This window comes from Paenarthrobacter sp. YAF11_1, from assembly GCF_052113445.1.
In the GTDB taxonomy this organism is placed as follows: domain Bacteria; phylum Actinomycetota; class Actinomycetes; order Actinomycetales; family Micrococcaceae; genus Arthrobacter.
Genome location: NZ_JBFRDF010000008.1, coordinates 33165 through 58943, shown reverse-complemented (window position 1 = coordinate 58943; position 25779 = coordinate 33165). Strand labels below are relative to the sequence as shown.

Annotated in this window: 22 protein-coding genes; 11 read left to right on the top strand and 11 right to left on the bottom strand. The window is 63.8% G+C overall.

The window, feature by feature from the left end; translation table 11 throughout:
• Nucleotides 1-7 precede the first annotated feature (7 nt).
• Both AB4Y77_RS13725 and AB4Y77_RS13720 read right to left on the bottom strand, forming a co-directional pair.
• Nucleotides 8-1216: an amidohydrolase gene (locus tag AB4Y77_RS13725; protein WP_442014333.1), complete on the bottom strand. Its 1209-nt coding sequence runs from the start codon at nt 1214-1216 to the stop codon at nt 8-10.
• A complete protein-coding gene (locus tag AB4Y77_RS13720) occupies nt 1213-2631 on the bottom strand; it encodes an MFS transporter (RefSeq protein ID WP_311211677.1) in 1419 nt (472 codons plus the stop codon). The genes AB4Y77_RS13725 and AB4Y77_RS13720 overlap by 4 nt, the downstream gene beginning before the upstream one ends.
• 111 nt (nt 2632-2742) lie before the next feature.
• On the opposite strand from AB4Y77_RS13720, the gene AB4Y77_RS13715 reads away from it, so the two are divergent.
• Both AB4Y77_RS13715 and AB4Y77_RS13710 read left to right on the top strand, forming a co-directional pair.
• Nucleotides 2743-3777, top strand: coding sequence for an Lrp/AsnC family transcriptional regulator (locus tag AB4Y77_RS13715; RefSeq protein WP_442014332.1), 1035 nt, complete (start codon nt 2743-2745; stop codon nt 3775-3777).
• Between the two features lie 63 nt (nt 3778-3840).
• Nucleotides 3841-4260, top strand: a complete 420-nt coding sequence (locus AB4Y77_RS13710) for a VOC family protein (protein ID WP_442014331.1) — start codon at nt 3841-3843, stop codon at nt 4258-4260.
• 15 nt (nt 4261-4275) lie between these two features.
• On the opposite strand, the gene AB4Y77_RS13705 is transcribed toward AB4Y77_RS13710, so the two are convergent.
• From AB4Y77_RS13705 to AB4Y77_RS13685, 5 genes are all read right to left on the bottom strand, one after another.
• The gene (locus tag AB4Y77_RS13705; protein WP_311211680.1) at nt 4276-4668 is read right to left on the bottom strand and encodes a DUF1304 domain-containing protein; all 393 of its coding nucleotides are present in this window, start codon (nt 4666-4668) and stop codon (nt 4276-4278) included.
• 51 nt (nt 4669-4719) lie between these two features.
• Nucleotides 4720-5595 carry a class II fructose-bisphosphate aldolase gene (locus AB4Y77_RS13700; RefSeq protein WP_442014330.1) on the bottom strand — a complete coding sequence of 292 codons (876 nt, stop codon included), beginning with the start codon at nt 5593-5595 and terminating at the stop codon, nt 4720-4722.
• A complete protein-coding gene (locus AB4Y77_RS13695; protein WP_442014329.1) occupies nt 5595-7061 on the bottom strand; it encodes a GntP family transporter in 1467 nt (488 codons plus the stop codon). Before AB4Y77_RS13695 ends, AB4Y77_RS13700 begins: the two co-directional genes overlap by 1 nt.
• A 101-nt stretch (nt 7062-7162) precedes the next feature.
• The gene (locus AB4Y77_RS13690) at nt 7163-8065 is read right to left on the bottom strand and encodes an NAD(P)-dependent oxidoreductase (RefSeq protein ID WP_442014328.1); all 903 of its coding nucleotides are present in this window, start codon (nt 8063-8065) and stop codon (nt 7163-7165) included.
• A 25-nt stretch (nt 8066-8090) separates the two neighbouring features.
• Nucleotides 8091-9590, bottom strand: coding sequence for a four-carbon acid sugar kinase family protein (locus AB4Y77_RS13685; protein WP_442014327.1), 1500 nt, complete (start codon nt 9588-9590; stop codon nt 8091-8093).
• A 129-nt stretch (nt 9591-9719) separates the two neighbouring features.
• On the opposite strand from AB4Y77_RS13685, the gene AB4Y77_RS13680 reads away from it, so the two are divergent.
• From AB4Y77_RS13680 to AB4Y77_RS13670, 3 genes are all read left to right on the top strand, one after another.
• On the top strand, nt 9720-10523 hold the full coding sequence (locus AB4Y77_RS13680; RefSeq protein ID WP_442014326.1) for an alpha/beta fold hydrolase: 804 nt from the start codon (nt 9720-9722) through the stop codon (nt 10521-10523).
• 72 nt (nt 10524-10595) lie between these two features.
• On the top strand, nt 10596-11297 hold the full coding sequence (locus AB4Y77_RS13675; protein ID WP_442014325.1) for a FadR/GntR family transcriptional regulator: 702 nt from the start codon (nt 10596-10598) through the stop codon (nt 11295-11297).
• 136 nt (nt 11298-11433) lie between these two features.
• Nucleotides 11434-12582, top strand: a complete 1149-nt coding sequence (locus tag AB4Y77_RS13670; protein ID WP_442014324.1) for a Fic family protein — start codon at nt 11434-11436, stop codon at nt 12580-12582.
• 14 nt (nt 12583-12596) lie between these two features.
• Here AB4Y77_RS13670 and AB4Y77_RS13665 read toward each other — a convergent pair whose 3' ends face one another.
• Entirely contained in the window at nt 12597-13520 is a 924-nt protein-coding gene (locus tag AB4Y77_RS13665; protein WP_442014323.1) for an AraC family transcriptional regulator, read from the bottom strand.
• A 488-nt stretch (nt 13521-14008) separates the two neighbouring features.
• On the opposite strand from AB4Y77_RS13665, the gene AB4Y77_RS13660 reads away from it, so the two are divergent.
• From AB4Y77_RS13660 to AB4Y77_RS13635, 6 genes are read left to right on the top strand one after another with little or no spacing between them, the layout of a single operon-like run.
• Nucleotides 14009-14797: an SDR family oxidoreductase gene (locus tag AB4Y77_RS13660; RefSeq protein ID WP_311211688.1), complete on the top strand. Its 789-nt coding sequence runs from the start codon at nt 14009-14011 to the stop codon at nt 14795-14797.
• Between the two features lie 51 nt (nt 14798-14848).
• Nucleotides 14849-16087 (top strand): styrene monooxygenase/indole monooxygenase family protein, encoded by a 1239-nt coding sequence (locus AB4Y77_RS13655; protein ID WP_442014322.1) that lies wholly within the window; start codon nt 14849-14851, stop codon nt 16085-16087.
• Nucleotides 16088-16117: 30 nt separating this feature from the next.
• Nucleotides 16118-17893 (top strand): flavin reductase, encoded by a 1776-nt coding sequence (locus AB4Y77_RS13650; protein ID WP_442014321.1) that lies wholly within the window; start codon nt 16118-16120, stop codon nt 17891-17893.
• Nucleotides 17894-17925: 32 nt separating this feature from the next.
• Nucleotides 17926-19575, top strand: coding sequence for a phytoene desaturase family protein (locus AB4Y77_RS13645; protein ID WP_442014320.1), 1650 nt, complete (start codon nt 17926-17928; stop codon nt 19573-19575).
• A gap of 7 nt (nt 19576-19582) precedes the next feature.
• Nucleotides 19583-20359, top strand: a complete 777-nt coding sequence (locus AB4Y77_RS13640) for a cyclase family protein (RefSeq protein WP_442014319.1) — start codon at nt 19583-19585, stop codon at nt 20357-20359.
• On the top strand, nt 20356-22041 hold the full coding sequence (locus tag AB4Y77_RS13635; RefSeq protein ID WP_311211693.1) for a thiamine pyrophosphate-binding protein: 1686 nt from the start codon (nt 20356-20358) through the stop codon (nt 22039-22041). The genes AB4Y77_RS13640 and AB4Y77_RS13635 overlap by 4 nt, the downstream gene beginning before the upstream one ends.
• Nucleotides 22042-22049: 8 nt before the next feature.
• Here the strand turns inward: AB4Y77_RS13635 and AB4Y77_RS13630 are convergent, their stop codons facing one another.
• The 3 genes from AB4Y77_RS13630 to AB4Y77_RS13620 are packed head-to-tail and all read right to left on the bottom strand — an operon-like array spanning nt 22050 to nt 25521.
• On the bottom strand, nt 22050-23081 hold the full coding sequence (locus tag AB4Y77_RS13630) for a LacI family DNA-binding transcriptional regulator (RefSeq protein WP_311211694.1): 1032 nt from the start codon (nt 23079-23081) through the stop codon (nt 22050-22052).
• A complete protein-coding gene (locus tag AB4Y77_RS13625; RefSeq protein WP_442014318.1) occupies nt 23078-24658 on the bottom strand; it encodes a family 43 glycosylhydrolase in 1581 nt (526 codons plus the stop codon). Before AB4Y77_RS13625 ends, AB4Y77_RS13630 begins: the two co-directional genes overlap by 4 nt.
• Nucleotides 24655-25521, bottom strand: a complete 867-nt coding sequence (locus AB4Y77_RS13620) for a PmoA family protein (RefSeq protein WP_311211696.1) — start codon at nt 25519-25521, stop codon at nt 24655-24657. The genes AB4Y77_RS13625 and AB4Y77_RS13620 overlap by 4 nt, the downstream gene beginning before the upstream one ends.
• Nucleotides 25522-25779: the final 258 nt, after the last annotated feature.

Genomic DNA, 25779 nt, shown 5'->3' with positions numbered 1-25779 from the left:
GGCCGGTTTAGTCCCGGCCACCCCCCAGCAGGAGTCTCCGCTGCTCCGGGTCTCGAGCGGCTGCGCATGCCGCCGCTGCCATGCCGAAGGAACCGTCCAGAACGGCCGTGTCCGCTCCGGCTGAAGCTCCGAAAGCCGCGAACTCGGCGGTGTGGTGGGCGGCGCCCCGCACGTCGTAACCCACCACCGGGTGGATGGACGGTACCATCTGGGAAACATTGCCCATATCCGTGGAAGCCACAGGAGCCGCGTTGAAGGCTACCTCCCTGCCCTTCGCCTGCATGGCTTGTCTGTAGGCCTGGGTGAGGAACGGATCTTGGTGCAACTCTGCGTAATCGTTGCCCTTCGGCGTCACCTGCAGTGTGCACCCGCTCGCCAGGGCGCCGGCTTCCAGGCACCGCCTGATGTTGTCCTGGATCAGGCGCAACTGGTCGATTCCAGGAGCCCGCATTTCCACGCTCGCCCGTGCCCGCTCGGGGATGACGTTAACAGCTGTTCCACCCTCGGTGACAATGAGCGACACGATCGATCCTGTCGGGAGTTGCTGCCTCGCCAAAGCAATGGCCGTCTGTGCGATGACCAGTGCGTCCAGAGCATTGACGCCTTGATGGGGTGCCGCTGCTGCATGTGCTGGCCGACCTTCGAAAAGCACGTCCCACATAGACATCGCCAGCGATGAGCCACCCACCACATCGGCTGCGCCGGCGTGGACCATCATGGCGAGGGAAACGTCGTCGAAGAAGCCTTCATCGATCAAGTCCACTTTGCCTCCTGTGGTCTCTTCCGCCGGCGTGCCGAAGACCCTGACGGTAAGGTCGAGTTCCCCGGCCACTGCGGCCAAGGCCAAGGCCGCCCCCACCGCACTTGCCGCGTTGACGTTGTGGCCGCAGGCATGGCCGATGTCCGGCAAGGCGTCGTATTCCACACAGAGCGCCACCACCAGTTCCCCACTTCCGCAGCTTGCGCTGAAGGCGGTGCCTTGCGTCGGTTGGGCTTCATCGAAACTGAACCCGGCTTTTCGGAGCACCCTTTGAACGCGTTTGACCGCTCGGAACTCCTGCCCCCCAACCTCCGGGTCCGCATGGATGGCATGGCTCAGGTCCAGGATTTCGGGCTTCCATCGCTGCAGTTCATTTTCCAGCAAGGTGTGAAGATCGCCTTGGGATGCAATCACGACGGCGGCCCCACGGGTCCCGCTGTTCGCCCCGGCGGTCATGCCGTCACCCCTGCAGCCTGACGCTTCGGGTACCGGGCGCTGGCCGCAGCAGCGATCAGGGCCGCGAAGGCCAATGTTCCCCATATGGTCAGCAATCCGGCTTCCGTGATGCGCCCGGAATCCACTGAGGCTGACGACAACAGCTTGACCACGGCTGCTCCTACAGCGATGCCAACGGACAGGGCGAGTTCATTAAGCCCTGCGGCCGTCGATGTTTCCTCCAAAGCAACGCCCTCCACCGACAGGGAGCGTGTTCCAGCCTGGTACATTCCAAGGCTCAGGTTGAACATCGCGAAGCCGAGGCAGTAGCCGGCAAAGGAACCATGGGCGATCATCATGACCAGGAATCCGCCTGCCAACATGACGCCGGCAAAAACGAGCGTGGCCCGCTCACCGAACAGTCGCAAGGCCCTTGCCGTCATCAATGAGGACACCAGCGAAAGAACAGAAGCCAAGGCCAGAATGATCGCAATCATCAGGGGGCTGAGGCCAAACCCGTAGCCGGTCTTGTCCGGGTTGGAATGCAGGAAGATCCCGTTGGTGCCGAAGTAGCTGATAGAGGCAAAGCCGAAGAAGAACGTTGCCAAGGAAACCACTCGGATCCGCGGATTGGCGAGCATGCGCAAGTCCATGAACCGCTTTCCGGCACCACCGCTGTAGTCGCGCTTGGCCCAATAGGCCAGCAGTGCGAAGCCCAGCAAACCTGCCCCTAACGTGCGGGCGTCCAGCCATCCCCATTCCGGCGCCATGGAGAGTGCCACAACAAAGGCGATGAGACCGAGCGAACATGCCAACAGCGGGGCCAGGGCGATGCCCTCACGAGTCGGGATCCCGGCGTCGGGCAGTAAAAAGGAACAAACCAAGGCGATCACTGCGAATGGCACAGCGACCCAGAACCCCAAGGTGGGATCCGTGACTCCAACGATCCCGGCGAGCAAACCACCAGCGCCCACCATGATCATGAGCATGCCGATCATGACGCTGACACCCGTGCGGGTGCCGGCGGGGCTGGTAACGCGGAGGATTCCCATCATCAGGGGGATGAAGCCCACCACGCAGGTGAGCATGACGACGCCCAGGGTCACCGTCCACAGCGATGGCCACAATGCCATCAGCAGGACACCGACAGTCACTACACCCGTCGACAACCGAAGCACACGGCGGTAACCGTAGCTGTCGCCGAGCCTCGAAATGATGGGGGTCAGGACAGCGAAGCTGACGTTGGAGATGAGGAAAATGCCGTTGATGGTGGGGTCGTCAATCTCGAAGACCGGTCCCAGCGCAGGCAGGATGGGGTTCAGGTACCCCTGGGTGACGCCACTGAGCGACTCGATGAGCGCCATTGCCAGGATCATGCCCGCTATGGCCCTGCGGGTGGTGGCCGCTGCCGCAGTTGATGCTGTGTTGCTTGCCATGTGTTTCCTTGGGTGTTGTGCCGGTTGAAATGGCCGGATGCGCCTGTGGTGATGCGAGTCACAACGTTAGAGCCCTCGATTACACTTGCCTCTGGATTGTTCAGAATCAACATGAGGCAGCAAATATTGAACGAATCAGCCACAATTACCGAGCTTGATCTTGAAATCATTAATGCCCTTCAGATCAATCCGCGGGCGGAATGGAGTCGGGTTGCAGATGCGCTGGGGCTGTCCGGTCCAACGGTGGCCCGCCGCTGGCAAGCCTTGATCGAGGGGCGGCTGGCATGGATTACGCCGTCTCCAGGCCAGCGCTACCTCAACGCCGGCTGGTCCGCATTCATCCAACTCTCTTCGCTCCCCGGCGAAACAGAGACACTGATCCAACGACTCTGTGCCGAACCCGCCTTCGGCACGGTTTCGATGGTTACCGGCGCGCACGATGTGTTCATGGATTGCTTCGCGTCGAGCCACGAGGAACTGATGGACATTGTCACGGACTCCTTTCCGAAGCTTCCGGGGGTCACTCACCGCGAAGTCGTTTTCGTCACCAAGCTGTACCGGCAGGCCTCGGAATGGCGTAGTGGGACCCTGGAACCCGCTCGCGCACGGCTGGTCTCATCGCAGGCCAAGGTCATGCCGGCGGGGTACTCACTTGACCGATTGGACGCCGCCCTTCTGGAAGAACTCTCCAGAGACGGCCGGGCCAGTTGGTCCGACCTGGGTGCCGCCTGTGGCGTTTCACCGCAAACGGCACGACGCCGGGTGGAGCGGTTCCTCGCGTCTGGCTACGTCACGCTGAGGTGCGACGCCTCCACTGCAGCGAACAGAGGCTTGCGGGAGGTCACGCTCATGCTCAACATCCCGGCGCAATACGTTGACGACATAGGCCGCTACTTCGCTGCACAAAACAACTGCCGCCTCAGCGCCCAAGTGCTGGGAACGCAGAACCTGGTGGTCACGTTGTGGGTGCGCGACTACTTGGAAGTCCAGGCATTCGAACGGGAATTGGCAGAGCGCGCCCCGGGCAGCACAGTGATTTCCCGGCAGGCGGTTGTCCGCACCTACAAGCGTTTGGGCCATCTGCTTGACGCGACCGGGCGCAGTTTGTCCGTAGTGCCCCTTCCGCTGTGGAGGAAAGCACCCTAAAGGTATCCACAACAGGACACCGGGGTCTGGACGAGGCGGCAAATCACCGGCAGGATCAAAGCCATGACTACCTCTATTTTCGTGAACCTCCCCGTCAGCGACCTCGAGGCATCCAAGGCCTTCTATACGGCCCTTGGCTACTCCATCAATCCGAACTTCACCGATGAGACCGCCGCTTGCGTGGTGTTCAGCGACACCATTTTCGCCATGCTCCTGACCCACGCGAAGTTTGCGGAGTTCACCAAGCAGCCCATCGCGGACACTCAAAACTCGACGGCGGCAATAGTCGCTATTTCTGCCGACAGCCGTGAAGACGTGGATGCCCTGGCTACCAAGGCCCTTGATGCGGGTGGCTCCGAAACCTACGACCCCATGGATATGGGGTTCATGTACAGCCGGGCGTTCCGTGACTTGGATGGGCACCACTGGGAAGTGGTGTGGATGGACGAAGCCGCGGCCCAGGACGGGCCGCCGGAATCCTAGCCGAGAGAAAGAGTCCTAGCTAAGCGTCACGGCCAGCACACCAAGCACGACGGCGAGCAGCGGCGTGGTTCCTTGGAGGGTTGCTGCGCGGAGGTACTTTTTGCCGCTCGCGGCGAGGACCAAGGCTGCCAGAAGCATGGAGCCGCAACTGCTGAAGACCAGGGTCCAGCCCACCTGCGGGGCCCCCATGGCCACTGCGACGATGCCGATCAGGGCGCCGATGGCCAGGAAGAGGTTGTAGAAGCCCTGGTTGTACGCGAGCGGTTTGGTGGTTTCCGCATCAGCCTGGGAGGTGATGCTGAACGTTTTCCAGGTCTTGGGCTTGGTCCAGGTAATGGACTCCATAGTGAAGATGTAAACGTGGAGCAGGGCAGCTATCGACGCAAAAATCAGGGAGGCCAGGATCATGGTTTGATCCTAGCCTCCCTGTCATGCCGGTCTTGGGTGCCGCGCTGCCCGTCAGGCGCTGAGCAACTCCAGTGTGGCGCCGGCGAAGGTCGCCGCAGAGACGTTCCACTTGGACAGCAGGCCTTGCAGATTCTCGCCATCGGCCCTGTGCGCTGCGGTTTCAGATTCCAGCGTGGACAGGATTCCGGTACGCAGTTCAGTGTTGAAGTTCACTTTGCCAACCCGCAGCGAAGGGGCCTTCGCGAGCTGATCGGCGGGTATGCCGGAGGCACCGTGGAGTACCAGGGGGACGTCGGTCCGTGCTGCGACGTCCTGCAGTACGTCCCAACGGATGGCGGGCTCGCCCTTGTACTTGCCGTGCACGTTCCCCACCGCAACGGCCAGGAGTTGCGCGCCGGTTCGTTCAACGAAGTCAGCCACCTGCGCCGGGTCAGTGAGTCCCGCACCTGGCGTTCCGGCGTCGTGCGCTGGATTGTCAGCACCGAACGCCCTGTCCTCGTCGCCGGCAAGGCCGCCGAGTTCTGCTTCAATCACGACGTCGGCAGCACCTTGGGCGTCCAGTACGGCCCGGACCTCGCGGACCAGGGCGATGTTGTCCTCGTAGGGCAAGGACGAACCGTCGGCGAGCACCGAGTCAGCACCGGCGGCCACAGAATCACTAATGACCTGCAGATCCGAAGCGTGGTCAAGCTGCACAGAGACCGGGACACTCGCGGAGTCAGCCAGGCCACGCAGGGCCGTGATGAGCCTCAGTCCATTGGCAGTGGACGCAGTCTTCGGAGCGACCAGCAGGATCACGCCCAGACGGGCATCCTCAGCGGCCGCAACAACGGCAAGGGCGGTGGTGAAGTCGTAGCAGGTGAAAGCCGGAACTGCGGAGCCATCAGCCAGCGCAGAGGTGACCAGGTGATCGAGGTTGGTGCGCATCAGTGGGCCAAGCCTCCCACCAGGATCCACGCGACGTAGGTCAGCGCGAAGCCGGCCAGGCCCAGGATGGTGGTCAGGACGGTCCAGGTCTTGAGTCCGTCGGACACGGTGAGGCCGTAGTAGCGGATCACGGTCCAGAAGCCGGCGTCAGTTACGTGGGAGAGGCCCAGCGAGCCGAAGCCGATCGCGATAACAATCACGGCGATCTGGGCCGGTGTGTAACCGCCTTCCATGACCGCGGAGGTCAGCAGGCCGGTAGTGGTCACGATGGCGACGGTTGCCGAACCCTGGGCGGCGCGCAATGCCAGGGAAATGATGAAGCCGAGAACGATCACCGGCAGGCCGAGGCTGTCCAAGGTGTGGGAAAGGGCCGCGCCGATGCCCGATGTGCGGAGGACTTCGCCGAACACGCCACCTGCGGCAACAACCATGAGGATGGAAGCGATGGGAGGCAATGCGCCTTCGAAGATCTCGCCGGTTTCCTTGAGGGACCAGTTGCGGCGGACAGCAAGCAGGAAGAAGGAGAGGGCCACGGCTACGAGGAGCGCGAAGAACGGATTGCCGACGAACGCGGCCACGCCGTACCAGTAGTTGTCCTTGGGGATGGTCAGCGTGCCAACGGTGCCGAGGAGAATCTGGGCGATGGGCGCGGCGATCAAGAACATGATCAGGCCGGGACGCGGAGGAGCGATGGCGCGGGCGCCGGGACCGTCGTGGCCGACGTGGACCAGGGAGTCGGAGCCAAACTCGTCAACCTGCTGCTTGACGCCGGGCAGCAATTCGTATTCCTTGCGGTTCATGATGCTGGCAACCCAGTAGGACAGGAATCCAAGGGGGATGCAGATGATGAGGGAGATCATGGTGATCAGCCCGATGTCCGCGCCGAAGACGCCCGCACCTGCAACGATGCCCGGGTGCGGCGGGACAGCGACGTGGATGGAAAGCATGATGCCGGCCATGGGCAGGCCGAACTTGATGGGGTGAACGTTGGCGATCTTGGCGAAGGCGTAGACGATCGGGACCAGGACGATCACGCCCACCTCGAAGAACACGGGGATCGCCACAAGGAAGCCGACGGCGGTCAGTGCGACAGCGACGCGCTTGGCGCCGAGCTTCTCAGTGAAGTGGGTGGCCAGGGACTGCACGCCCCCGGAAACCTCGATCATGCGGCCGAGGATGGCACCGAGGGCGATCAGCAGGGCGACCTTGCCCATGGTGCTGCCAACTCCGGTGGTCACTACGGTGAAGATGTCCTTGAGTGGAATCTGCGCGGCAACACCCACCAGGATGCTGACGGCCAGGAGGGCCACGAAAGCTTGGATCTTGAAGCGGATGATCAGCACCAACAGCAAGGCGATTCCGGCTGCGGCGATGGTCAGCAGAAGGGGTGTTCCCAGTTCGACTGCGGGTTTGATGGCGGGGGCGTCGGCCGCCTGAACCATCAACGAGTTAACGAGGGGATTCATTGGGGGTGTCTCCTTTGACATACCAGTCTAGGCAAGACCGGCGGGAGGTGGCGGCGACGGCGAAGGGGGGATCGCCGTCGTCGCGGGTTCTTGTGGGGTGGTTAGGCAGTGCGCTTTGCGGGCGCGACAACCTTGATGACGGCGGAGTCGTCGGCGGCGGCGAGGCCTTGGGCCTGTCCGAGAAGGTAGAGCTGTTCAGCTGCGGCGGCAACGGGTGCGGCGAGGCCGGCGGCGCGGGTCGCCTTACCCACGATGCCCATGTCCTTGACGAAGATATCGAGGCGGCTGAGGACCTCGGCGCCGTCCTCGGAGTAGGCCTCGAGGATGCGCGGACCACGGTTGGACAGCATGAAGGAACCGGCGGCTCCGGCCTCGAGGGCGGCGAGGGTCTTCGCCTGGTCCAGGCCGAGGGCGTCGGCAAGGGCCATGGCCTCGGCAGCGGCGGCGATGTGGACACCGCAGAGAAGCTGGTTGACGGTCTTGAGTGCTTGGCCGTCGCCGGGCTTGTCACCCACGATGCTCAGGGTGGAGGCCAGCAGTTCGAGTGCGGGACGGGCCTTTTCGAGTGCCTCGGGCTCTGCACCCACGACGATCAGCAGGTCGCCCTCGCCTGCACGCTTGGGTCCACCGGACAGGGGAGCGTCAACCAGGACCACGCCGTATTCCGCAAGCTTTTCCACCGTGGCGGGGATGGCTTCGGTGCCAACGGTGCTGCCGAGGATCACGACGGCGCCGGGCTTCAACACCGAGGCAACGCCGTTCTCGCCGAAGAGGACATCGTTGAGCTGCTCGCCGTTGCGGACGGCCAGGAGCAGCGCGTCGGCGCCATCGGAGGCCTCACGGGCTGAAGCGAACGTCTTGATCCCGGCGGCTGCGGCGAGTTCCAGTCGCGGCTCGGCGATGTCGAAGCCGTGGACGGTGAGCTCGGACGCGAGACGGGTTGCCATGGGCAGGCCCATGGCGCCGAGGCCCAGGACGGTGACGGTGTAGTTGCTGCTGGTCATGGTGTTCTCCAGTGAATTTTGGCTGTTAGAAGGTGGCGCTGAGCTTGCGGGTGACTTCAGTCAGGGATTGGTCGTCGCCGACGTTGCCCGCGAAGACGATGTACGGGATGCCCTTGGCGGGGCCGTCCACCGGCTCCCAGAGCGAGACGATGCCCGGCAGCATGGGGCCGCGGACGATTGCGTGGCGGATTTCCAGGCCGTGGGCGGCGACATCCGAAGACGTGATGCCGCCCTTGGCGATGACGAACCGCGGCGGGAAGGTTTTCAGGGTCCGGTTCACCACAGCGACGACGGCGGCGGAGACGGTGCGGGCGATCTTCAGGCTTGCTGCGGCGTCGTCGGTTTTGATGAGCAGGCGGCTGGTGTGGACGATGACGTCACCGTGGTGGAGGGCATCGATGACGTCGGAGACGACGGTTCCGATGTAGGCGTCGGCTTCCGCTTCACCTGCCGTTTCGGTTCCGGCAATGAGTTTCTCGACGTCGATCTCGATGGTCCGCGCGGAGCTGTGCGCGGCTGTGAGGTCATTGAGCTGGCGGGTGGTGAGGCCAACGTGGGAGCCGACCACGATCATGCCGCCGGCAGTGGAGGGAGTGTTGCCCGCGAAGGCTTCTTCGGAGGTCAATGCCGTGCGGATTTCCTGGCCGATCCGGCCGCGGACAAACGGCGGACCCACGCGGTAGAGGAGTTTCTTGCCGCGGCGTTCGGCTTCTTCAAGGCCCAGTGCGAGGGCGCGGAAGTCGTTCTCTGTGACGATGTCGGCCACGATCGGGGTGGAGTTGGTGGCGGGCTCCAGGGCGTCGGCGATGGCCTTGGCGGAGATGGTAGGGTCCTGGGCGGAAGCTCCGGCGCGGATGATGTTCAGGTCCAGGACGATCACGTCGCCTGCCGGGAAACGGCCTTGCGACTTCTCCTCCACATACTTGGCCATCTCGGAGTTCTTGAAGCCAAAGCTCGCATCCTTGGCGAATTCCGTCTCGGCCACAGGGGTGAGTGTGCCAGCGTCTCCCCTCATGTAGTGCACGCCGCCGATGGTGACGCGGCCGGCGTCGGGGAATGCCGGAACGATCACTACGCCGTCAGTGGGCTCGCCGGTCGCGGCGGCCACGGTAGCGGCGATGACGTCCGGCTCCAACGGGTAGTGGCCGCGGAGGGTGGAGTCGCTGCGGCTGACAAAACCGAGTTGGACGGTGCCTGCGGCGGCGGACAGTGCGTTGCGCACGATTTCCTCGTTGCGCGCCGCGGCTTCGGCCGGGTCCAGGCTGCGGGTGTTGGTGAGGACGTAAACGGCGGCCTGGGTCTGGTTCTCACGGATGTGGGTGAAGGCCCAGGTGAAGTCCTCAACCTCCCAGCGGGTGAGCACGGCGAGATCCGCAACGGACTGCGTGCCTGTGGGGTCGTCGTCGAGGACAACCAGAACGCGCGGGGTGGTGGCAGCGGACGCGGCTACGGCGTCGGCTACCAGCTGAGCGGGAATCTGGACTTCCTCCGGGAAGGCGGCCAGAACGTCTGCTTCAAGGGTCACTGTGCACTCCATCGTGGGAAATCTGTGTAGCGGTTTAGTGAATGTAAGATGTCAGACATCTAACATTTGAATTAGTGTGACACACGGCTCCTCAGCGCGCAAGGTGCTCAGCGTCACTAGGCTGGGGACATGGCCGACAGCGTGGTTCCCCTCCCTTTCGTGGACGTCCTCACTCCCGCCATTCCCGCAGGTCAGCAGGTTCCCGCAGTGCTGATCCACGGTTGGGCGTCCTCTTCGGTGTACTGGGAACCCCTGGCCAAGGAACTGCTCGACGCCGGCCGTGAAGTCTGGATTCTCGACCTCCCCGGCTACCACCCAGGCGAGGAACTACGGCCGGATTTCACGTGGACCTTGGACTCCGCGGCTGCATCGGTAGCGGCCGCGCTTGACCGGCTGGGCGGGAGTCCTGCGCACGTGGTGGGGCACTCACTGGGCGGCAGCCTGGCCCTGACATTGGCAGCGGATTCCCCGCATCTGGTGGCCACGGTAACGCTGGTGGGCATGGTGCCGGCGCCTCCCAATGAAGGATTCCGGTCGATGCTGCAGTCCCAATGGGGCCAGGGCTTTCTGGATGCCGAAACCAGGGCCAAGTGCATGGAGGCCTGGTACGGCCCTTTGTCCGCAGGAGACATGGAGCAGCTCAGCAAGGGGTTCGACGTTCCATTTTCGATTCTTGGCCCCAGCGGCAAGGCGGCCATGACCGGCGTCGAACCTTCAGTGCCCGGGCGCGTCCACGCGCCCCTGCTGGTGATCGCCGGGGTTGGGGACCGGGTGCGGTCCATCGACCAGATGGCCGCGTTCGTGTCGGCAGGCCCGAGGCGCCAATTGAAGGCCATTCCCGGCGCGGGCCACAGTGTCCACTGGGAGAAGCCGGAGGAATGCGCCAAGGCGCTGCAGGAATTTTGGGAAACGAGCTGGCCTCCGCCAGCGTAAGATGTCTGACAACCATCCCGCCCCGGGAAGACACGGGACGGAGGATGGCCGGAGTACAGGAAATGGGGATACATGGCACGCAAGTCGCTGGTCGGCGTCGTCGCTGATGAGTTGCTGGACCGCATCATCGCGGGTGAATTTCCACCCGGAACGGTGGTCCCCGGTGAGCTTGAGCTCAGCGCCAAGCACGAGGTGAGCCGCATGACCGTGCGTGAGGCCATGAAGACCCTCGAAGCGCAGCGGATCCTCAGCGTGGAGCGCGGCCGCGGCACGTTCGTCAACCCCCTGAACCAGTGGGCATCGCTGGAAGCCGTGCTGCGGGCGGCATCTGAGGGAACCAAGGACGCAGCCGCCGCGATCCAACTCATTGAGCTCCGCCGCATGCTTGAAACCGGCGCCTGCGAACTCGCCGCCGAACGTATCTCCGACGACGAACTCACAGCACTCAGCGAACACGTCGATAAGATGCAGGCCGCCCACGAAGTCAACGATCTCGCGGCTTTCGTGGAAGCCGACCTCGCCTTCCACGACGTCATTCTTCACGCCTCCGGCAACGTGTTTGTCGCTGTACTCTTTGAACCGCTGCACCGGGTCCTCGAGGCCCGCCGCACCGAAACATCGGCTTTCCCGGAGATCCAGGAACACGCAATCGGCCACCACAGGAAAATCGCCACGGCCTTGGAGTCCCGGAATCCCAACGAGTCACGCCTGGCCATGGACGCCCACATGCAGCAGACGCTGGACGACCTGAAGACGTACGTGCTGGAGGCGTAGCTGGCACAGGCGCCTTAATTGTTGGACCCGGATAATTTAATTCCTGCACGGGCCGGGTCTAGCAAAATCACTGATTTCTAGGGAATAATCAGGCCATGCTCTTAATTGTTGGAAACCTCTATGGAACATTCTCCCCGTGAACCCACTCGATTTTCCCGAGTTCCCCTTCAGCTCTCCACTGGCGAAAGCCATCATCGACCTTGAACGGATTCGCGCAGATTTAGGTGAAGGAACCACCGCTCCCGAGGTCTTCACACAGTTGCGAACACTCTTTCAACTGCTGTCGAGCATCATGAGCGCACGCATCGAGGGCAATCGCACGTCAATTGTGGATGCTGTTGCAGGCGTTCAGCTCGCGGACCGAGCCGACATCAAGCGGGACGACGGTGTTCAAGAGATCGTCCAGCTCCAAGAAGCAACGGCTTTCGTCGACTCCGCGGTCGGCCGGGGGACGATACTGACACACGGGTTTGTCCGGGAGCTGCACCGCATCTCCGTGGCCGGTTTGGAACGTGAAGGGGACCGCACACCTGGTGCCTACAGGCTCGCCGATGTCACCATCAGCGGTTCATCGCACCGGCCACCCTCGCCAGGGAGCGTGCACGGAGACATGACGTCACTCCTCGACTTCATCAATGCGGACGTAGATCAAAACTACGAGCTCCTCAAGATTGCGCTTGCCCACCATCGGTTCGTCTGGATTCATCCTTTCGGCAATGGCAATGGTCGCGTCGGGAGACTCATGACTTACGCCGCCATGCGGCGGCAAGGGTTCTCCGACACCGCCGGATACCGGGCGCTGAACCCAACGGCCGTATTTGGGGAGAACTGCGCCCTCTACTACGAACGACTCGAAGACGCCGATTCCCTCGAACCCGAGTCCCTGATTCGCTGGTCGACGTATGTCCTCGAAGGACAACTGACAGACCTCAGAAGGTTGGCGAAACTCGGTGACAAGGACTTCGTTACGGAAGGCCTGTTGGTTCCCGCAATCGCAAGAGGCCTCGCCTCGTCGCGCTTCACGGCGGACGAAGCCCTGGCTTTGACCATCATCGCGCGCAAAGTTGACGTGAAGGCCGCAGACCTTAGTTCAGCATTCACAGGTTCAGCTGCGACACGAAGTCAAGACATTCGAAAGCTTCTGGACCGCGGCGTCATTGAACCGATCGCCAAGGGGAAGAGATCCTACCGGCTTCGGCTGGCCCCGAGCGAACTAACGCCACTTCTGGTTCGGGAATTGGATCAATTGGGTTTCCTGCCCCGCGTTCTGCGCGATTCAGAATAGTCTCCGCCTCCTGCCTAGCGGCGCAAGCTCTCGCTGGGCAGCTCGCCGAAAGCCTTCACGTAGAGCGCAGAGAAGCGCCCTTGGTGCGTGAAACCGCACAACTCAGCGACGGCCGTGACACTCTGCTCCCGCGGGCTCGCTTCCAGCAGCATCTCCCGGGCTCGATCCAGCCGGATACTGCGCAATAACTCCGACGGCGTCGCGCCAGTTTCCGCCCGCAAGGCAGTTTGCAGCGTGCGGACCGAAACGCCCAGGCACTCGGCGATGTCCGGGACAGTGAGTTCTTCGAAAGCGTGCTTTTCCAACAGTTCGCGGCAATCGCGGACCAACCGGCCCTCCGAAGCCGCGTCCCGAGCCTCCACGCCGGGGGACTCCATCGCCATCAGCAAGCGCGAGATCATGCTGTCCGCCAACAAACCCTGCACAAAAGCGGGAGCCGCGGACTGCGGTTGGCTGATCATGTCGTCATGAAGTTCGACGACGGCCCTCAAGAACGCGCGCCCGGCGCCACCTGAAAGGTCCATGCCGTAGCCCAGCTCACCAGGCGCCGCGCCGTTGAGTTGCCACGCCACCCGCTCCAGCGCTGCCCGCCGCACGTACACAATTAGGTGCGGGCTGCCGCTGTCCCAGCTCATGGAGAAGGGCCTGTCGAGCGGAGGAACAGTGGCCATCGCCGGACTCGACTCCACAGTGCTCGCGCCCACCTTCATGGACGCGTGCCCCGTCAACGGGATTTGCACCAGGTGGAAGTCCTGGAGGCCCTCCGGCTCAATCCGTACGTCCGCGCCGTAGTCCAGGAACTCGATCCCCACATCGCCGCGGTGGAGGGAGCGGAGCTTCATATCCACAGAGGACTGGCGCGTTCGCGGCGACAGTTCGTGACTGCAAAACAGCTCAGCAATTTTGGCGTGCGCTTGGTCCACGTCGGTGGTGGCCATGGTGGGCCGCCCCCGCAGAACGTCACGAGGAAGAATCCTCACCATCCGCCACCTACTTCACCGGTTTTCCCACTGCACGGGGTCTTTTCGCTTTTCGGATGATCCCCGCGCCGAGCGGATATTCCGGAGTGCAGCTACTGTCTAGAGTCGCTTTTAAGACAAGTATGACGCAGCTCACAGAACCACAACAGTGACGGAAGCGAGGTGAGGGCTAGTGAAGAACATCAAGCTCGTGCATGACCGCCGAGATGAATGGGATCGGAGTCATTTCGAACTCTGGGCGGCGGAGCTTCAGGCCAGGGAAACCCACCTCACTTCCGCGGCCTGGGTTGGCTGGCACGAAGAAGAGGAGGAGCCTGCGTAATTCGGATAATCCTCGCGCCACGTGGATATTCCGAACGACCACGACTGCCTAGAGTCGCTTGCAGGACGAATATGACGCACGTCATATATCCGTAACATCATCATCGCGGGAAAGGGTTTGGCACATGTCAGCACTCAAGGGCAGGACAGCGATCGTCACCGGTGGAGCCACCAAGGTGGGCCAGGGCGTGGTCACCGCTTTGCGGGACGCCGGAGCCACGGTGGTGGTGGCGGACATAGACCCCGACGGCGCATCGCTCACCGCCGGGCTGGGCGAAGGAATCACCTACTCCCACACTGACATCACTGATGATGACGCCGTGAACCAGCTTGTCAGCGGGACCCTGGCCCGACACGGCAGCTTGGACATCCTGGTAAACCTCGCCTGCACGTACAAGGACGATGGCGGAGCTTCCGGCCGCGCCGACTGGCTCGACGCACTGAACGTCAACCTCGTCAGCGCCGTAGTTGCGAGCAACGCGGCCCGCCCTTACCTCAAGGCTTCGGGGCACGGCGCCATCATCAACTTCACGTCCATTTCCAGCTCCGTGGCGCAGACAGGCCGCTGGTTGTACCCCGCCAGCAAGGCTGCTTTGGTGCAGGTGACCCGCAGCATGGCGGTGGACTTCGCATCGGACGGGATCCGGGTCAACTCGGTCAGCCCGGGCTGGGTGTGGAGCAACATCATGGATTCCCTCAGCAACGGGAACCTTGAGAAGACAGATTCCGTGGCCGCCCCGTTCCACGCACTCAAACGCGTCGGCCGCCCGCACGAGGTGGGTGACGTCGTCGCGTTCCTCGCCAGCGACCAAGCGAGCTTCGTGACCGGCGCCGATTGGGCCGTTGACGGCGGTTACTCCGCTTTGGGACCCGAACGCGCCGAAGAGACCATTCCCTTGCTCGCCGCCAACTGACAACCGCAAACAAACCCACACCCATACAGACCAAGAGAGAAGGACAACACCATGACGCAACGCCACATCACCATCGTGGGTGCAGGCCAGTCCGGACTGCAGCTGGGCATCGGCCTGCTGGACGCCGGATTCCACGTCACCACGATCTCCAACCGCACACCGCAGGAGATCCAGGAAGGAAAGGTGGCCTCCAGCCAGTGCATCTTCCACAACGCGCTGGAACACGAGCGGTCCTTGGGGCTGGATTTCTGGCCCGATGCCCCCACCGTGGACGGCATCTCCTTCACCATTCCCCACCCCGAACTACCGGGTGAAAAGGCCATCAGCTGGGCCTCCCGCTTGGACAACCACGCCAAGTCCATCGATCAGCGCGTGAAGTTCCCCAAGTTCATGGAGGAGTTCACCGCGCGGGGCGGCGAGCTGGTCTTCGAAGACGCCGGCGTAGCTGAGCTGGAAAAGTACACGCAGAATTCAGACCTGGTGATCGTGGCAGCCGGTAAAGGCGAGATCGCGCAGCTCTTCACCCGCGACGCCGAACGCAGCACCTACGACGCCCCGCAGCGCGCCCTTGCCTTGACCTACGTGAAAGGCCTGAAGCCCCGCGAAGAGTACTCGGCCGTCTCGTTCAACCTCATCCCCGGAGTTGGCGAGTACTTCGTCTTCCCCGCCCTCACCACCACCGGCCCCTGCGAAATCATGGTCTTCGAAGGCGTTCCGGGCGGCCCGATGGACACGTGGAAGGGCCTCTCTCCCGAGGAGCACCTGGAGAACTCCACGAACATCCTGCAGACGTTCCTGCCGTGGGAAGCCGAACGGGCCACGGACGTGGAACTCACCGATCCCCATGGCGTCCTCCAAGGCCGCTTCGCACCCACCGTCCGCCACCCGATTGCCACGCTGCCGAGCGGCCGTCAGGTACTGGGCCTGGCTGACGTCGTGGTGTTGAACGACCCCATCACCGGACAAGGGTCCAACAACGCGAGCAAATGTGCGGCGTCATACTTGGACAGCATCATCCGGCAGGACAATGGAGCCTACGACGCAGAGTTCATGCAGGCCACCTTCGAGCGCTATTGGGATTACGCCCAGCACGTTGCACACTGGACAAATGCCCTCCTGGCCCCGCCGCCGCCCCACATCCTTGAACTCCTGGGCGCAGCGAACAGCGAGCCGGCCATTGCCCACCGGTTCGCCAACGGCTTCAACCACCCCCCGGAATTCCAGGACTGGTTCATGTATCCGGACAAAGCTGCTGACTACCTGGCCGGCCTCTCCGCCGCCAAGGTTTAATGGCACACCCCTGCCAGCAAGGACTTAATCATGCGAAAAATAGCAATCGTCGGGGCCGGGGAATCCGGCGCCCAACTGGCTTTGGGCCTGCAGCGGGACGGCTACGCCGTGACGCTCCTGTCCGACCGTTCCGCGGCCCAGATCCGCACCGGCAAAGTCATGTCCAGCCAGTGCATGTTCTCCACCGCCCTCGACGCCGAAGCCCAGATGGGGACAGCGCTCTCGGAGTTCTACGAGTCCGGCTCCGTCCCGGGCATCACCTCCATCCGGTTGCGCGTGGATGCGGAAGAACCCATCGAATGGGAGGCCCCCTTGGATGGGCCGGCCCGCTCCATCGACCAACGGATCAAAAGTGCCCTGTGGATCGAGACGTTCGTGGCCGCCGGGGGTGACTTCCGGATTGAGAAGGTCACGACGCGCATGCTCGAAGAGCTCGCCCGCGACTACGAGCTTGTCATTGTCAGCACCGGCAAGGGCGAGATCGGCCAGATCTTCCCGCGCGACAAGGCAAAGTCGCCCTTCGACCGGCCCCAGCGGGTCCTGGCGCTCAATTACGTCACGGCCGACAATTACGTCACCGCCGACGACGGTGCTGTCGCGGGCGACGCGTCACCGGACGGCACCTCCAGCAGCGCCGCCGCCATCCGCATGTCCATGGCCCCCGGCGTCGGCGAGTTCTTTACTTTCCCGGGCCTGACCGTCACCGGGCCGTGCCGCATGATGGTGTTCGAAGGCGTGGTGGGCGGCCCCATGGACCGGTGGACCGACGTCGGGACCCCGCAAGAGCAGCTGGAGCGATCGCTGGAAATCCTGCGAGAGCATTTCCCGCACGAGGCCGAAAACTTCGCCGACGCGGAACTGACCGATAGCGGCGCCACCCTGCTGGGGCGCATCACGCCAACGGTGAGGTCCGCCGTCGGGGAGCTCGGGAACGGGAAGCTGGTGTTCGGGCTCGGCGACGCTGTGGTCCTCAACGACCCCCTCACCGGGCAGGGCTCAAACAATGCGACACTGGCCGCCAAGTATTACCTCGATGCGATTGTTCGCAGGGGCCAGCAGCCGTTCGACCGCCACTGGATGGAGCGGACGTTCGATGAGTTCTGGCGCGGATGGGGCCAGTGGGCGGTTGAATGGACCAACGACCTCCTTAAGCCTCGAAGGGACCACCAGAAAACCCTCCTCAGCGAAGCCGCTGAACACCCGGCGCTGGCAGCGGGCATCGTGGCCGGGTTCGATGATCCCCGGACGTCCTATCCGTGGTGGTTCGATCCCACAGCCGCAGCCGACTTCATGCAGGCCCGCAAAGAGGAAGACACCTCCGTTTTCGACGTCCGTGATTTCAGGGGCGCGTTGGGGCAATTCGCCACAGGCGTTACCGTGGTGACTACTGTTGCTGCCGACGGCCGGAAGGTGGGCATGACCGCGAATTCGTTCACGTCAGTTTCCATGGAGCCCCCTTTGGTGCTGTGGTGCCCCAGTAAACGGTCGCCAAGCCTGGGTGACTTCGAGAACGCCACGCATTTCGCCATCAACATCCTGGCCAGCGACCAGCACGTCCTGTCCCGCCAGTTCGCCACTCCCGCCACCGACAAGTTCGCCGGCACGGACACCACCGAAGGCATCGCCGGCGTCCCACTCCTGGACGGCGCGGTGGCCACCTTCCAATGCCGCACGGTCTCACGGCACGACGCCGGCGACCACGTCATCTATGTGGGGGAAGTAGAGAAATACGACCACGACGGCGGCGCTCCCCTGGTGTTCCACGGCGGCAAATACCACGCAACCGCCAGCCACCCGGACTTCTAGCCACCTTCTGAGCACTTCTGAAAGGAGCGGAAATGGACGATTCCGTTGACGTCGCGATCATTGGCTCGGGCATCAATTCCCTGGTCGCGGCAGCTGAGCTCGCCATGGACGGAAAGCGCGTCTGCATCATCGAGCGTTCAGACCGGCTGGGAGGCTTCATTCATTCCTCCGAGCGGACCCTGCCGGGCTTCATCCACGACTCCTTCTCTTCCTGGCACCCGTTGTTCGTGTCAGGTGGCGCCTACGCGGCTTTGGGCAAGGAACTCCACGCAAGGGGGCTGGAGTACTGCAACACCACCGGCCCGGTGACCGCGAGTGTCGCCGCGGATCCGGCCACGGGAGTTCACCGGGTTGTCATTGCACATCGGGATCCGGGCGAGACTGCTGCCGCGTTCAAGGTCACCGGCGACCAGTCCGCCTACCTGGCCATGTTGAATGACCTTGAGCGGAACGCCGGCACGGTTTTTGGGGCGTTCGGGGCGGAGCTTCGATCGTTCAAGGAGACGGCGAAGATTGCCTTCGGAGCCATACGGCGTGGACGATTCTCCGGGACCGAAGCCTTCGTGCGGGACGCGGTCATGAGCGGCCGGAACTACACCCGCAGCAGCTTTGACGGGTGGGAAGCGGACCAACTGTGGTCTCCGTGGCTCCTGCACGCAGGGCTTGGCCCGGACCAGGCAACCGGCGGGGTGATGTTGCCGGTGATGGCCATGAGCATGCACGGCTTCGGGCTCCCGATTGTGAAAGGCGGGGCGTCGAGGTTCGTGGAGGCGTTTGAGTCGTTGCTGCGCGACAACGGGGTCCGGATCATGCTGGGCGCCGAGGCCGAGGAGATCCTGGTAGGTTCCGGCGGTTCCGGCAAAGACAGCTCGGTCACCGGCGTCCGGACGTCGCAGGGCGTGGTCACGTCCGGCACGGTGTTGGCGAACGTCTCCCCGCAGGCCCTCTATACCCAGCTCCTTCGCCAGCCACCTGCCGGAACCGCCGCGGCGGCCGGACGCTACCAGAACGGCCGCGGCGCCCTGCAGATCCACCTCGCCCTGGACAAGCCCGTGGAGTGGGTCGATCCCCGGCTCAACGATGTTCCCCTGGTGCACATCAGCAACGGCTCGGACAGCACAGGAATCGCCTGCGCCCAAGCCGAGGCCGGCCTGCTGCCCAGCGAACCCACGGTGGTGGTGGGGCAGCAATGCGTCCTGGATCCGTCCCGGGCTCCAGAGGGCAAGGCCACGCTGTGGCTGCAATTGCAGGAGGTTCCGTTCTCTCCCGTGGGTGATGCTGCCGGCGAACTGACAGTGGAGGAAGGCTGGACCGAGGAGCTGAAACAGGGCTATCTGGAACGGGTCCTCGCCCGGCTGGAGCAGTTCGCACCGGGAACCCAGGCTACGGTTCTCGCTTCAGACATCATCGCTCCCACGGACCTGGCCGCCGCTAATCCCAATGCCGTCAAAGGCGACCCCTATGGAGGCTCCGCTGAGCTCTTCCAAAACCTGCTCTGGCGGCCTTTCCCCGCGGCGGCAGGCCACCAAACCGCCGTCGATGGTCTCTGGCATATCGGCGCGTCAACCCACCCCGGTCCTGGCCTTTCCGGTGGCTCGGGCCACTTGGTGGCCCAAAAACTGACCGCACCACCTTCACGATTTTCGCGTCTTCAAGCAGCACTTAAACCAAGCAAGCGATAGGAGAACAATGTCTGTTCTGGCCGGGCTCACTGCAGCCCTTTCGAGTGGTTCAGTGGAAATCATCGACCTCACCACGCCCCTCAGTTCCGAAACCCCCATCTTGAACCTTCCGCAGCCCTTCGCGAACACGGTGGGGCTGTCCGTCTCGCCGGTGAGCAATTTCGACGACGCCGGCCCGGCCTGGGCATGGAACGACGTCACCGTGGGTGAACACGCGGGGACGCACCTGGATGCTCCGGTCCACTGGATCACCGGCAAGGACGGCAAGTCCGTGGACAAGATCGAGCCGCACCGGTTGGTGGGTCCCGTGGTGGTGATCGACAAGACCGCAGAGGTCTCCGCGAACCCTGACTTCCTGCTGGAACCGGAACATTTTGAGCAGTGGCAGGAGGCGCATGGTGCGTTCCCCGAGAATTGCTGGGTCATCTTCCGGACCGGATGGGCGGCCCGCGGCGCTGATGCTGCGGCTTTCGTCAACGCGGACGACGCCGGACCCCACACTCCAGGGGTCTCTGCGGCAGGTGCCAAGTGGCTTGCCGGTAACGCCTCGATCAGCGGTTTCGGGGTGGAAACCGTGGGGATCGATGCAGGGCAGGCCGGCGCGCTGGATCCGATGTTCCCCGTGCATTCGTTCCTCCTCGGCGCGGACAAGTATGGCGTCACCTCGCTGCGGAATGTGGACCGGCTTCCCGTCACTGGTGCCACACTGGTGGTTGCTCCCCTGCCGATCGTGGGCGGCACTGGCAGCCCGAGCCGTGTTTACGCGCTGGTGGAGAAGGCATGAGCGAGCACGTACGGGTTTCCACCCTGGTGGGCAGGACGCTGGCGAAGCTCGGCGTCGGGCATGTTTTCGGCGTGGTGGGCAGCGGCAACTTCGACGTCACCGGCACCCTCATGGCCGAAGGAATCCCTTTCACTGCCACCCGGCATGAAGGCGGTGCTGCGACCATGGCCGACGCCTACTCGCGGATGTCCGGCAAGGTGGGAGTGGTCACCACGCACCAAGGCTGCGGGCTGAGCAATGCCATCACGGGAATCGGTGAAGCCGCGAAGAGCCGCACTCCCATGATCGTGCTGACCGCCGACACCCAGGCCGCAGCGATCCGGTCCAACTTCAAGATCGACCAAGACGGGCTGGCCCGCAGCGTCGGAGCCGTGGCTGAACGCATCCACTCCCCAGCCACAGCTGTGGCAGACACCGTCAGGGCTTTCCGGACCGCGGTCAATGAGCGCCGCACCGTGGTCCTGAGCTTGCCGTTGGACGTCCAAAGTGCCACATCCTCAACCACGGCAGATGAGGTGAGTGCCGTCGTCGTGCCTGAGCCCTTGAAGATCCGCCCGGACGCTGCCGCCGTTGAGCAGTTGGTGGCGCTGATTTCCGCCGCTGAACGTCCGGTGTTCGTCGCCGGACGCGGAGGGCGCGGCGCCCGGGACGAGATCCTGGAATTAGCGCGGCATGCTGGAGCATTGGTGGCGACGTCGGCCGTGGCAAGTGGGCTGTTCAACGGCGACTCGCACAATCTGGGGATTTCCGGCGGCTTCTCTTCGCCCACGACGGCGGAGCTCATCAGCGGCGCCGACCTGATTGTGGGGTGGGGTTGCGCGCTGAATATGTGGACCATGCGGCACGGGCGGCTCATCTCCACCGGCACCAACGTGGTGCAGATCGACGTCGAAGATTCCGCGCTCGGCGCCAACCGGCCCATCACCCTGGGGCTGCTGGGAGACTCGGCACTGACTGCCGCTGACGCCCTGCCGGCGCTGCGGACCGTGCAGCCTGAGCCTGCTGAAAAATACCGCTCCGAAGCCAATGCCCTGGCCATCAAGCAGGGCTCCAGATGGCGGGACGTTTCCACAGAAGATCTGTCCACGGCGACGTCCATCGACCCCCGCGTCCTCACCCGGGAACTGGATTCGCTGCTGCCGGCGGAGCGGATCGTGGCCGTGGATTCGGGCAACTTCATGGGCTACCCCAGCCAGTACCTCGCTGTGCCGGACGAGTTCGGATTCTGCTTCACCCAGGCGTTTCAGGCGATCGGGCTGGGGCTTTACACGGCCATTGGCGCCGCGCTTGCCCAGCCGCACCGGCTGCCGGTGCTGGGCGCGGGCGACGGCGGATTCCTGATGGGCATCAGCGAGTTGGAGACCGCCGCGAGGCTCAAACTGCCTTTGGTGTGCATCGTCTACAACGACGCAGCGTACGGGGCCGAGGTCCACCACTTCGCGTCGGAGCACACCGAGGCCGAGCTCTCCAGCGTCGTGTTCCCGGAAACGGACATCGCTGCCATAGCCCGCGGATTCGGCGCCGAAGGCGTGACCGTACGGACCATTGCGGACCTGGAAGCCGTGCGCCCGTGGATCGAGGCCTACGAAGCCGGGACGCAGGACCGGCCCCTCGTGATCGACGCCAAGATCGCGTCCGACGGCGGATCGTGGTGGCTGGCGGAGGCGTTCCAGGGCCACTAAGCGCGGGGCTAGTTGGGCGGGGCGGTGCTCGCGCGGACTACCAGTTCCGTGGCCACCTCGAGGGCTGCCGAGGAGCCAAGGCCGGGCTGGTCGATCTGTTCCGCGAGCATGCCCACGGCCATCGATGCCAGCTGAGCGAGCGGCTGCCGGACCGTGGTGAGCGGCGGGGAGGTGAGGGCGGCCTGGGCGATGTCATCGAAGCCCACCACGCTGAGGTCGTCAGGTATTTTCAGGGATCGCTGCGCTGCGGCGTTCATGACTCCGAGGGCCTGCAGGTCGCTGCCCGTGAAGATCGCGGTGGGCCGCTCGGGGAGATCCAGGAGTTCCCCGCCCAGGCGAAGGCCGGACTCGATGCTGAAGTCGCCGTCGCGCACAAACTCGGGAAGGACCGGGAGCCCGGCTTCGTGCAGGGCGGCGGCGTAGGCGGCGTAGCGCGCCCGGCCGTGGCCGGGGCTGTGCACGCGGCCCGTGATGATGCCGATGCGTTCATGCCCCAAGCCCAGGAGATGGGACACCGCGCCCAACGCTCCGGAGAACGACGCCGGGCTGACGCTGGGAATCTGCAGTCCCTCCGAACCTTCGGGGTCAATGGCGACGGCCGGAATTTTCAGTGCCCGCGCCTGGTCCACCAAGGCTGATCCTTGGCGCGGAGCCAGCAGCATCACACCATCCAGGCGGTTGCCGGAGGGCTCCCGCAGTTTCTGCCAGTTCTCCACGGTGGCGTTGACGGCCCGCGTGTAGGCCACGGTGTAGCCGAGCCGCGCAGCTGCAGCTTCCACTCCCTCCATGGTTTCCAGGACCCACGGGGAATCGAAGTTGTTCACCACCAATTGCAGCAGTCCGGGCTCAGTGGCAGTGTTCCGCTTGGTGTAGTCGAGCTCTTCCAAGGCCTGCTGAACACGGGCACGCGTGGCCTCGGAAACGTGCGAACGGCCGTTCAGCACCTTGGAAACGGTGGGCACGGAGACGCCCGCGGCCGCAGCCACGTCTGCAATCCTGGGGCGCGGAGTTGCGGTCAACGGGGCAGTCCTTGAACTCATGGGGAAACTGAAGCGGCAATGCGCGGAGCCGTTGTCCGGCGGACCGGCGCAGTTTCGACCCGCACGGGTCCAACGATAACACTGCCGCTTTCGCTCGAACCCAAGGGTGAGGCCGTGAATATCCCCAGCTCAGCCCCGATCCAGCGTCCCTCCATCACATCGAAATCCCACAGCGGGATCTGCCACGGATCAGTGGGACCTACACGCCAGGCAAAGGTGGCTCGCGGGGTCTCATCCGTCCTGATCTGAAGTTCGATCCGCGGCCCCGGAAGTTCCACCGCACGCCCCACGGGAAGCTCCTGCGGACCTTCGCTGCCAGTGCCGCTGCCCAGGACATACCCGTCACCCGTCCGTACGATCCCCAGCCAGGCATACCGTTGGCCAAGAACCACGACGCCGGCCCGGGTACCTGCCGGAACATCGTCCAGTTCCAGCGTGGTGGTAAAGGTGGACGGCACGCCGGGGAGGATCTGGCCCAGGACGTTGGGGAGTTCGCGCAGGTTGATGGGATCGTTGGCTTGCGGACGCAGGACCAGATGCCCTCCTCCACAAGTGGACAGCCACTCCTTGCGTGGGTTGGCCTGCCAGTGCCACTGCGGCCCCAGTCCGGGGGACGTGAAGTTGTCGCTGGTGGGAGGAGCCACATCTTCCGGCGAAGTACCCGCCGGGTAGGGGTGGACCAAAACCGGGGTTCCCGGTCCGTCGTCGTCCGCGGTTGCGCCCATCCACGGCCAGCCGTCCGCATCCCAACCCATGGGTTGGAGGTGGACCACACGGCCGAAGGCTCCGCGGTCCTGGAAGTGCAGGAACCAGTCCTGCCCCTCGGGAGTGGTGACCCACGCGCCTTGGTGCGGGCCGTTCACCGGCGAACCACCCTGCTCCAGAACCCGGCGTTCCTCGTAGGGCCCAAAAGGAGACCGCGAGCGGAACACCGACTGCCATCCGGTGGAAACCCCGCCGGCAGGTGCGAAGATCCAGTACCAACCCTCGCGCTTGTAAAACTTGGGGCCCTCCAAAGTGGTGAATCCGGGCAGGTCTTCGCCGTTGATGACGTGGGTTCCGTGGTCCAGCAATCGGGTTGCGTCGGGGCTCATCCGGTGGACCGTCAGCCGGTTCTTCACCCCGATGCGGCTCTTCGCCCAGCCATGCACCAGGTACGCCTGCCCGTCCTCGTCCCACAACGGGCAGGGATCAATCAGGCCGCGGCCGGCATACAGAAGGTGTGGCGCGCTCCAAGGACCCTCGGCCTTCTCCGCGCTCAGGACGAAGATGCCGTGATCCGGATCCGGGTAGAAGATCCAGAATTTGCCGTCGTGATAACGGAGTGCGGGAGCCCATACACCGCTTCCGTGGCGCACCAGGGAGTAGTGGTTGGTTTGCGGCAGTTCCGGAAGGGCATGCCCGGCATGCTCCCAGTCCACCAGGTTTTTGGAGCGAAGCACCGGCAGCCCGGGGACCCGGTTGAAGCTGGAGGCGATGAGGTAATAGGTGCCCTCAACCTGGACGGCATCCGGGTCCGGCCAGTCACCGTTCAGGATGGGGTTGCTGTATTCGGGCACGCGGGGTCGGGCTGTCATGTCGTCCTGTCGGGTGAGTTGCTGAAGTGAAAGTGCTGCTGAAGGAGTTCTTGGGCGTGGTGGCTGGTGGCCACTTTGCCGTCGTGGATCACCGCGTGGAGGTTGAGCGTGAGGGGCTTGTCCCGGTCCGCAGTGACTGGTTTGTCCCACGCGACGGCGGGCCCTGCGCCGACGTACCCTTCGGTTCTGACGAACCAGGGACGGAGCTGCCCGGGGTCCTGCGCGAGTATCACGCCGGCATCCTTGCCCTGCTGCCGTAGTCCCACCAAGAGCCACGGGGACAGGGAACCGTGCGCCGCTTCGACACCCGACCCATCGGAACAGAGCACCTGCACGGGGCCGTCCCCGGGTGGAAAGCGCCAGAAGATTCCACCGTAGCCGGCTCCTGTACGCCCCTTAACGGCCGACGACGACACGGACAATTGCTCCACGGCACCGGCGGGGCGGATCACCGAGGCAAACGCAAAGCTCCACGCGTTCCGAACCGGATGCTCCTGATAGGAGTAACTCCGGCGTTCGCTGGCCACCTGCTGGTCGCTGTGATTGATCCAGGCGATGTCTCCTTCCGAGTGCCCGTCCAGATGCTGCCAGCCCGACGGGATTTGCCGCCCGTGGTTGGGGAGGACCGCCGGACCGTTCCCGGTGTAGGTCGACCCGCCCCAAAAATTGGTTCCGTTCACGTCAGAGAGGGCCAGCGATAAGCCCAGGTGGTGCGGGTGGTCCTCGGGGGCGGCCTCGGTGAGTATCACTCCGGCCCCCGAGCGGATGGGGTGAAGGTAGGGCCTCGGAGCCATGCGGGGGGCCAGATCCTGTCCGGCATTCTCCTGCATCACGTGCGTTCCACGTAGTTGGAAGCTACCCATTGGATCTCCTTCACGGCGGGTTGGCTGGCATTGGCTGGTGTGGGAATCAGCATAATCACGACAGAAAGAGTTCGGCAACATCTTAAGAAAGTTTCTTGAGTAATTTCTCGATATGCATCCCCGATGTGTTGACAGTCACAGCGATTCCTTGCTAGAAATCGTTTACTCGCTACTTTTGAACGTCCCAAACGATCCCTCAAGCCGATTCAGCTGCCCAGCTCCGGCCTCAAGGTGCAGAAAGTTTCTGCACTCTCAAGC

Coding starts and splice junctions, on each gene's coding strand:
- AB4Y77_RS13640 (WP_442014319.1), top strand. CDS start 19,583: ATGTCTGTTCTGGCCGGGCTCACTGCAGCCCTTTCGAGTGGTTCAGTG.
- AB4Y77_RS13720 (WP_311211677.1), bottom strand. CDS start 2,631: ATGGCAAGCAACACAGCATCAACTGCGGCAGCGGCCACCACCCGCAGG.
- AB4Y77_RS13635 (WP_311211693.1), top strand. CDS start 20,356: ATGAGCGAGCACGTACGGGTTTCCACCCTGGTGGGCAGGACGCTGGCG.
- AB4Y77_RS13675 (WP_442014325.1), top strand. CDS start 10,596: ATGGCACGCAAGTCGCTGGTCGGCGTCGTCGCTGATGAGTTGCTGGAC.
- AB4Y77_RS13650 (WP_442014321.1), top strand. CDS start 16,118: ATGCGAAAAATAGCAATCGTCGGGGCCGGGGAATCCGGCGCCCAACTG.
- AB4Y77_RS13645 (WP_442014320.1), top strand. CDS start 17,926: ATGGACGATTCCGTTGACGTCGCGATCATTGGCTCGGGCATCAATTCC.
- AB4Y77_RS13625 (WP_442014318.1), bottom strand. CDS start 24,658: ATGACAGCCCGACCCCGCGTGCCCGAATACAGCAACCCCATCCTGAAC.
- AB4Y77_RS13655 (WP_442014322.1), top strand. CDS start 14,849: ATGACGCAACGCCACATCACCATCGTGGGTGCAGGCCAGTCCGGACTG.
- AB4Y77_RS13660 (WP_311211688.1), top strand. CDS start 14,009: ATGTCAGCACTCAAGGGCAGGACAGCGATCGTCACCGGTGGAGCCACC.
- AB4Y77_RS13715 (WP_442014332.1), top strand. CDS start 2,743: ATGAGGCAGCAAATATTGAACGAATCAGCCACAATTACCGAGCTTGAT.
- AB4Y77_RS13665 (WP_442014323.1), bottom strand. CDS start 13,520: ATGGCCACCACCGACGTGGACCAAGCGCACGCCAAAATTGCTGAGCTG.
- AB4Y77_RS13725 (WP_442014333.1), bottom strand. CDS start 1,216: ATGACCGCCGGGGCGAACAGCGGGACCCGTGGGGCCGCCGTCGTGATT.
- AB4Y77_RS13690 (WP_442014328.1), bottom strand. CDS start 8,065: ATGACCAGCAGCAACTACACCGTCACCGTCCTGGGCCTCGGCGCCATG.
- AB4Y77_RS13710 (WP_442014331.1), top strand. CDS start 3,841: ATGACTACCTCTATTTTCGTGAACCTCCCCGTCAGCGACCTCGAGGCA.
- AB4Y77_RS13700 (WP_442014330.1), bottom strand. CDS start 5,595: ATGCGCACCAACCTCGATCACCTGGTCACCTCTGCGCTGGCTGATGGC.
- AB4Y77_RS13620 (WP_311211696.1), bottom strand. CDS start 25,521: ATGGGTAGCTTCCAACTACGTGGAACGCACGTGATGCAGGAGAATGCC.
- AB4Y77_RS13695 (WP_442014329.1), bottom strand. CDS start 7,061: ATGAATCCCCTCGTTAACTCGTTGATGGTTCAGGCGGCCGACGCCCCC.
- AB4Y77_RS13680 (WP_442014326.1), top strand. CDS start 9,720: ATGGCCGACAGCGTGGTTCCCCTCCCTTTCGTGGACGTCCTCACTCCC.
- AB4Y77_RS13630 (WP_311211694.1), bottom strand. CDS start 23,081: ATGAGTTCAAGGACTGCCCCGTTGACCGCAACTCCGCGCCCCAGGATT.
- AB4Y77_RS13705 (WP_311211680.1), bottom strand. CDS start 4,668: ATGATCCTGGCCTCCCTGATTTTTGCGTCGATAGCTGCCCTGCTCCAC.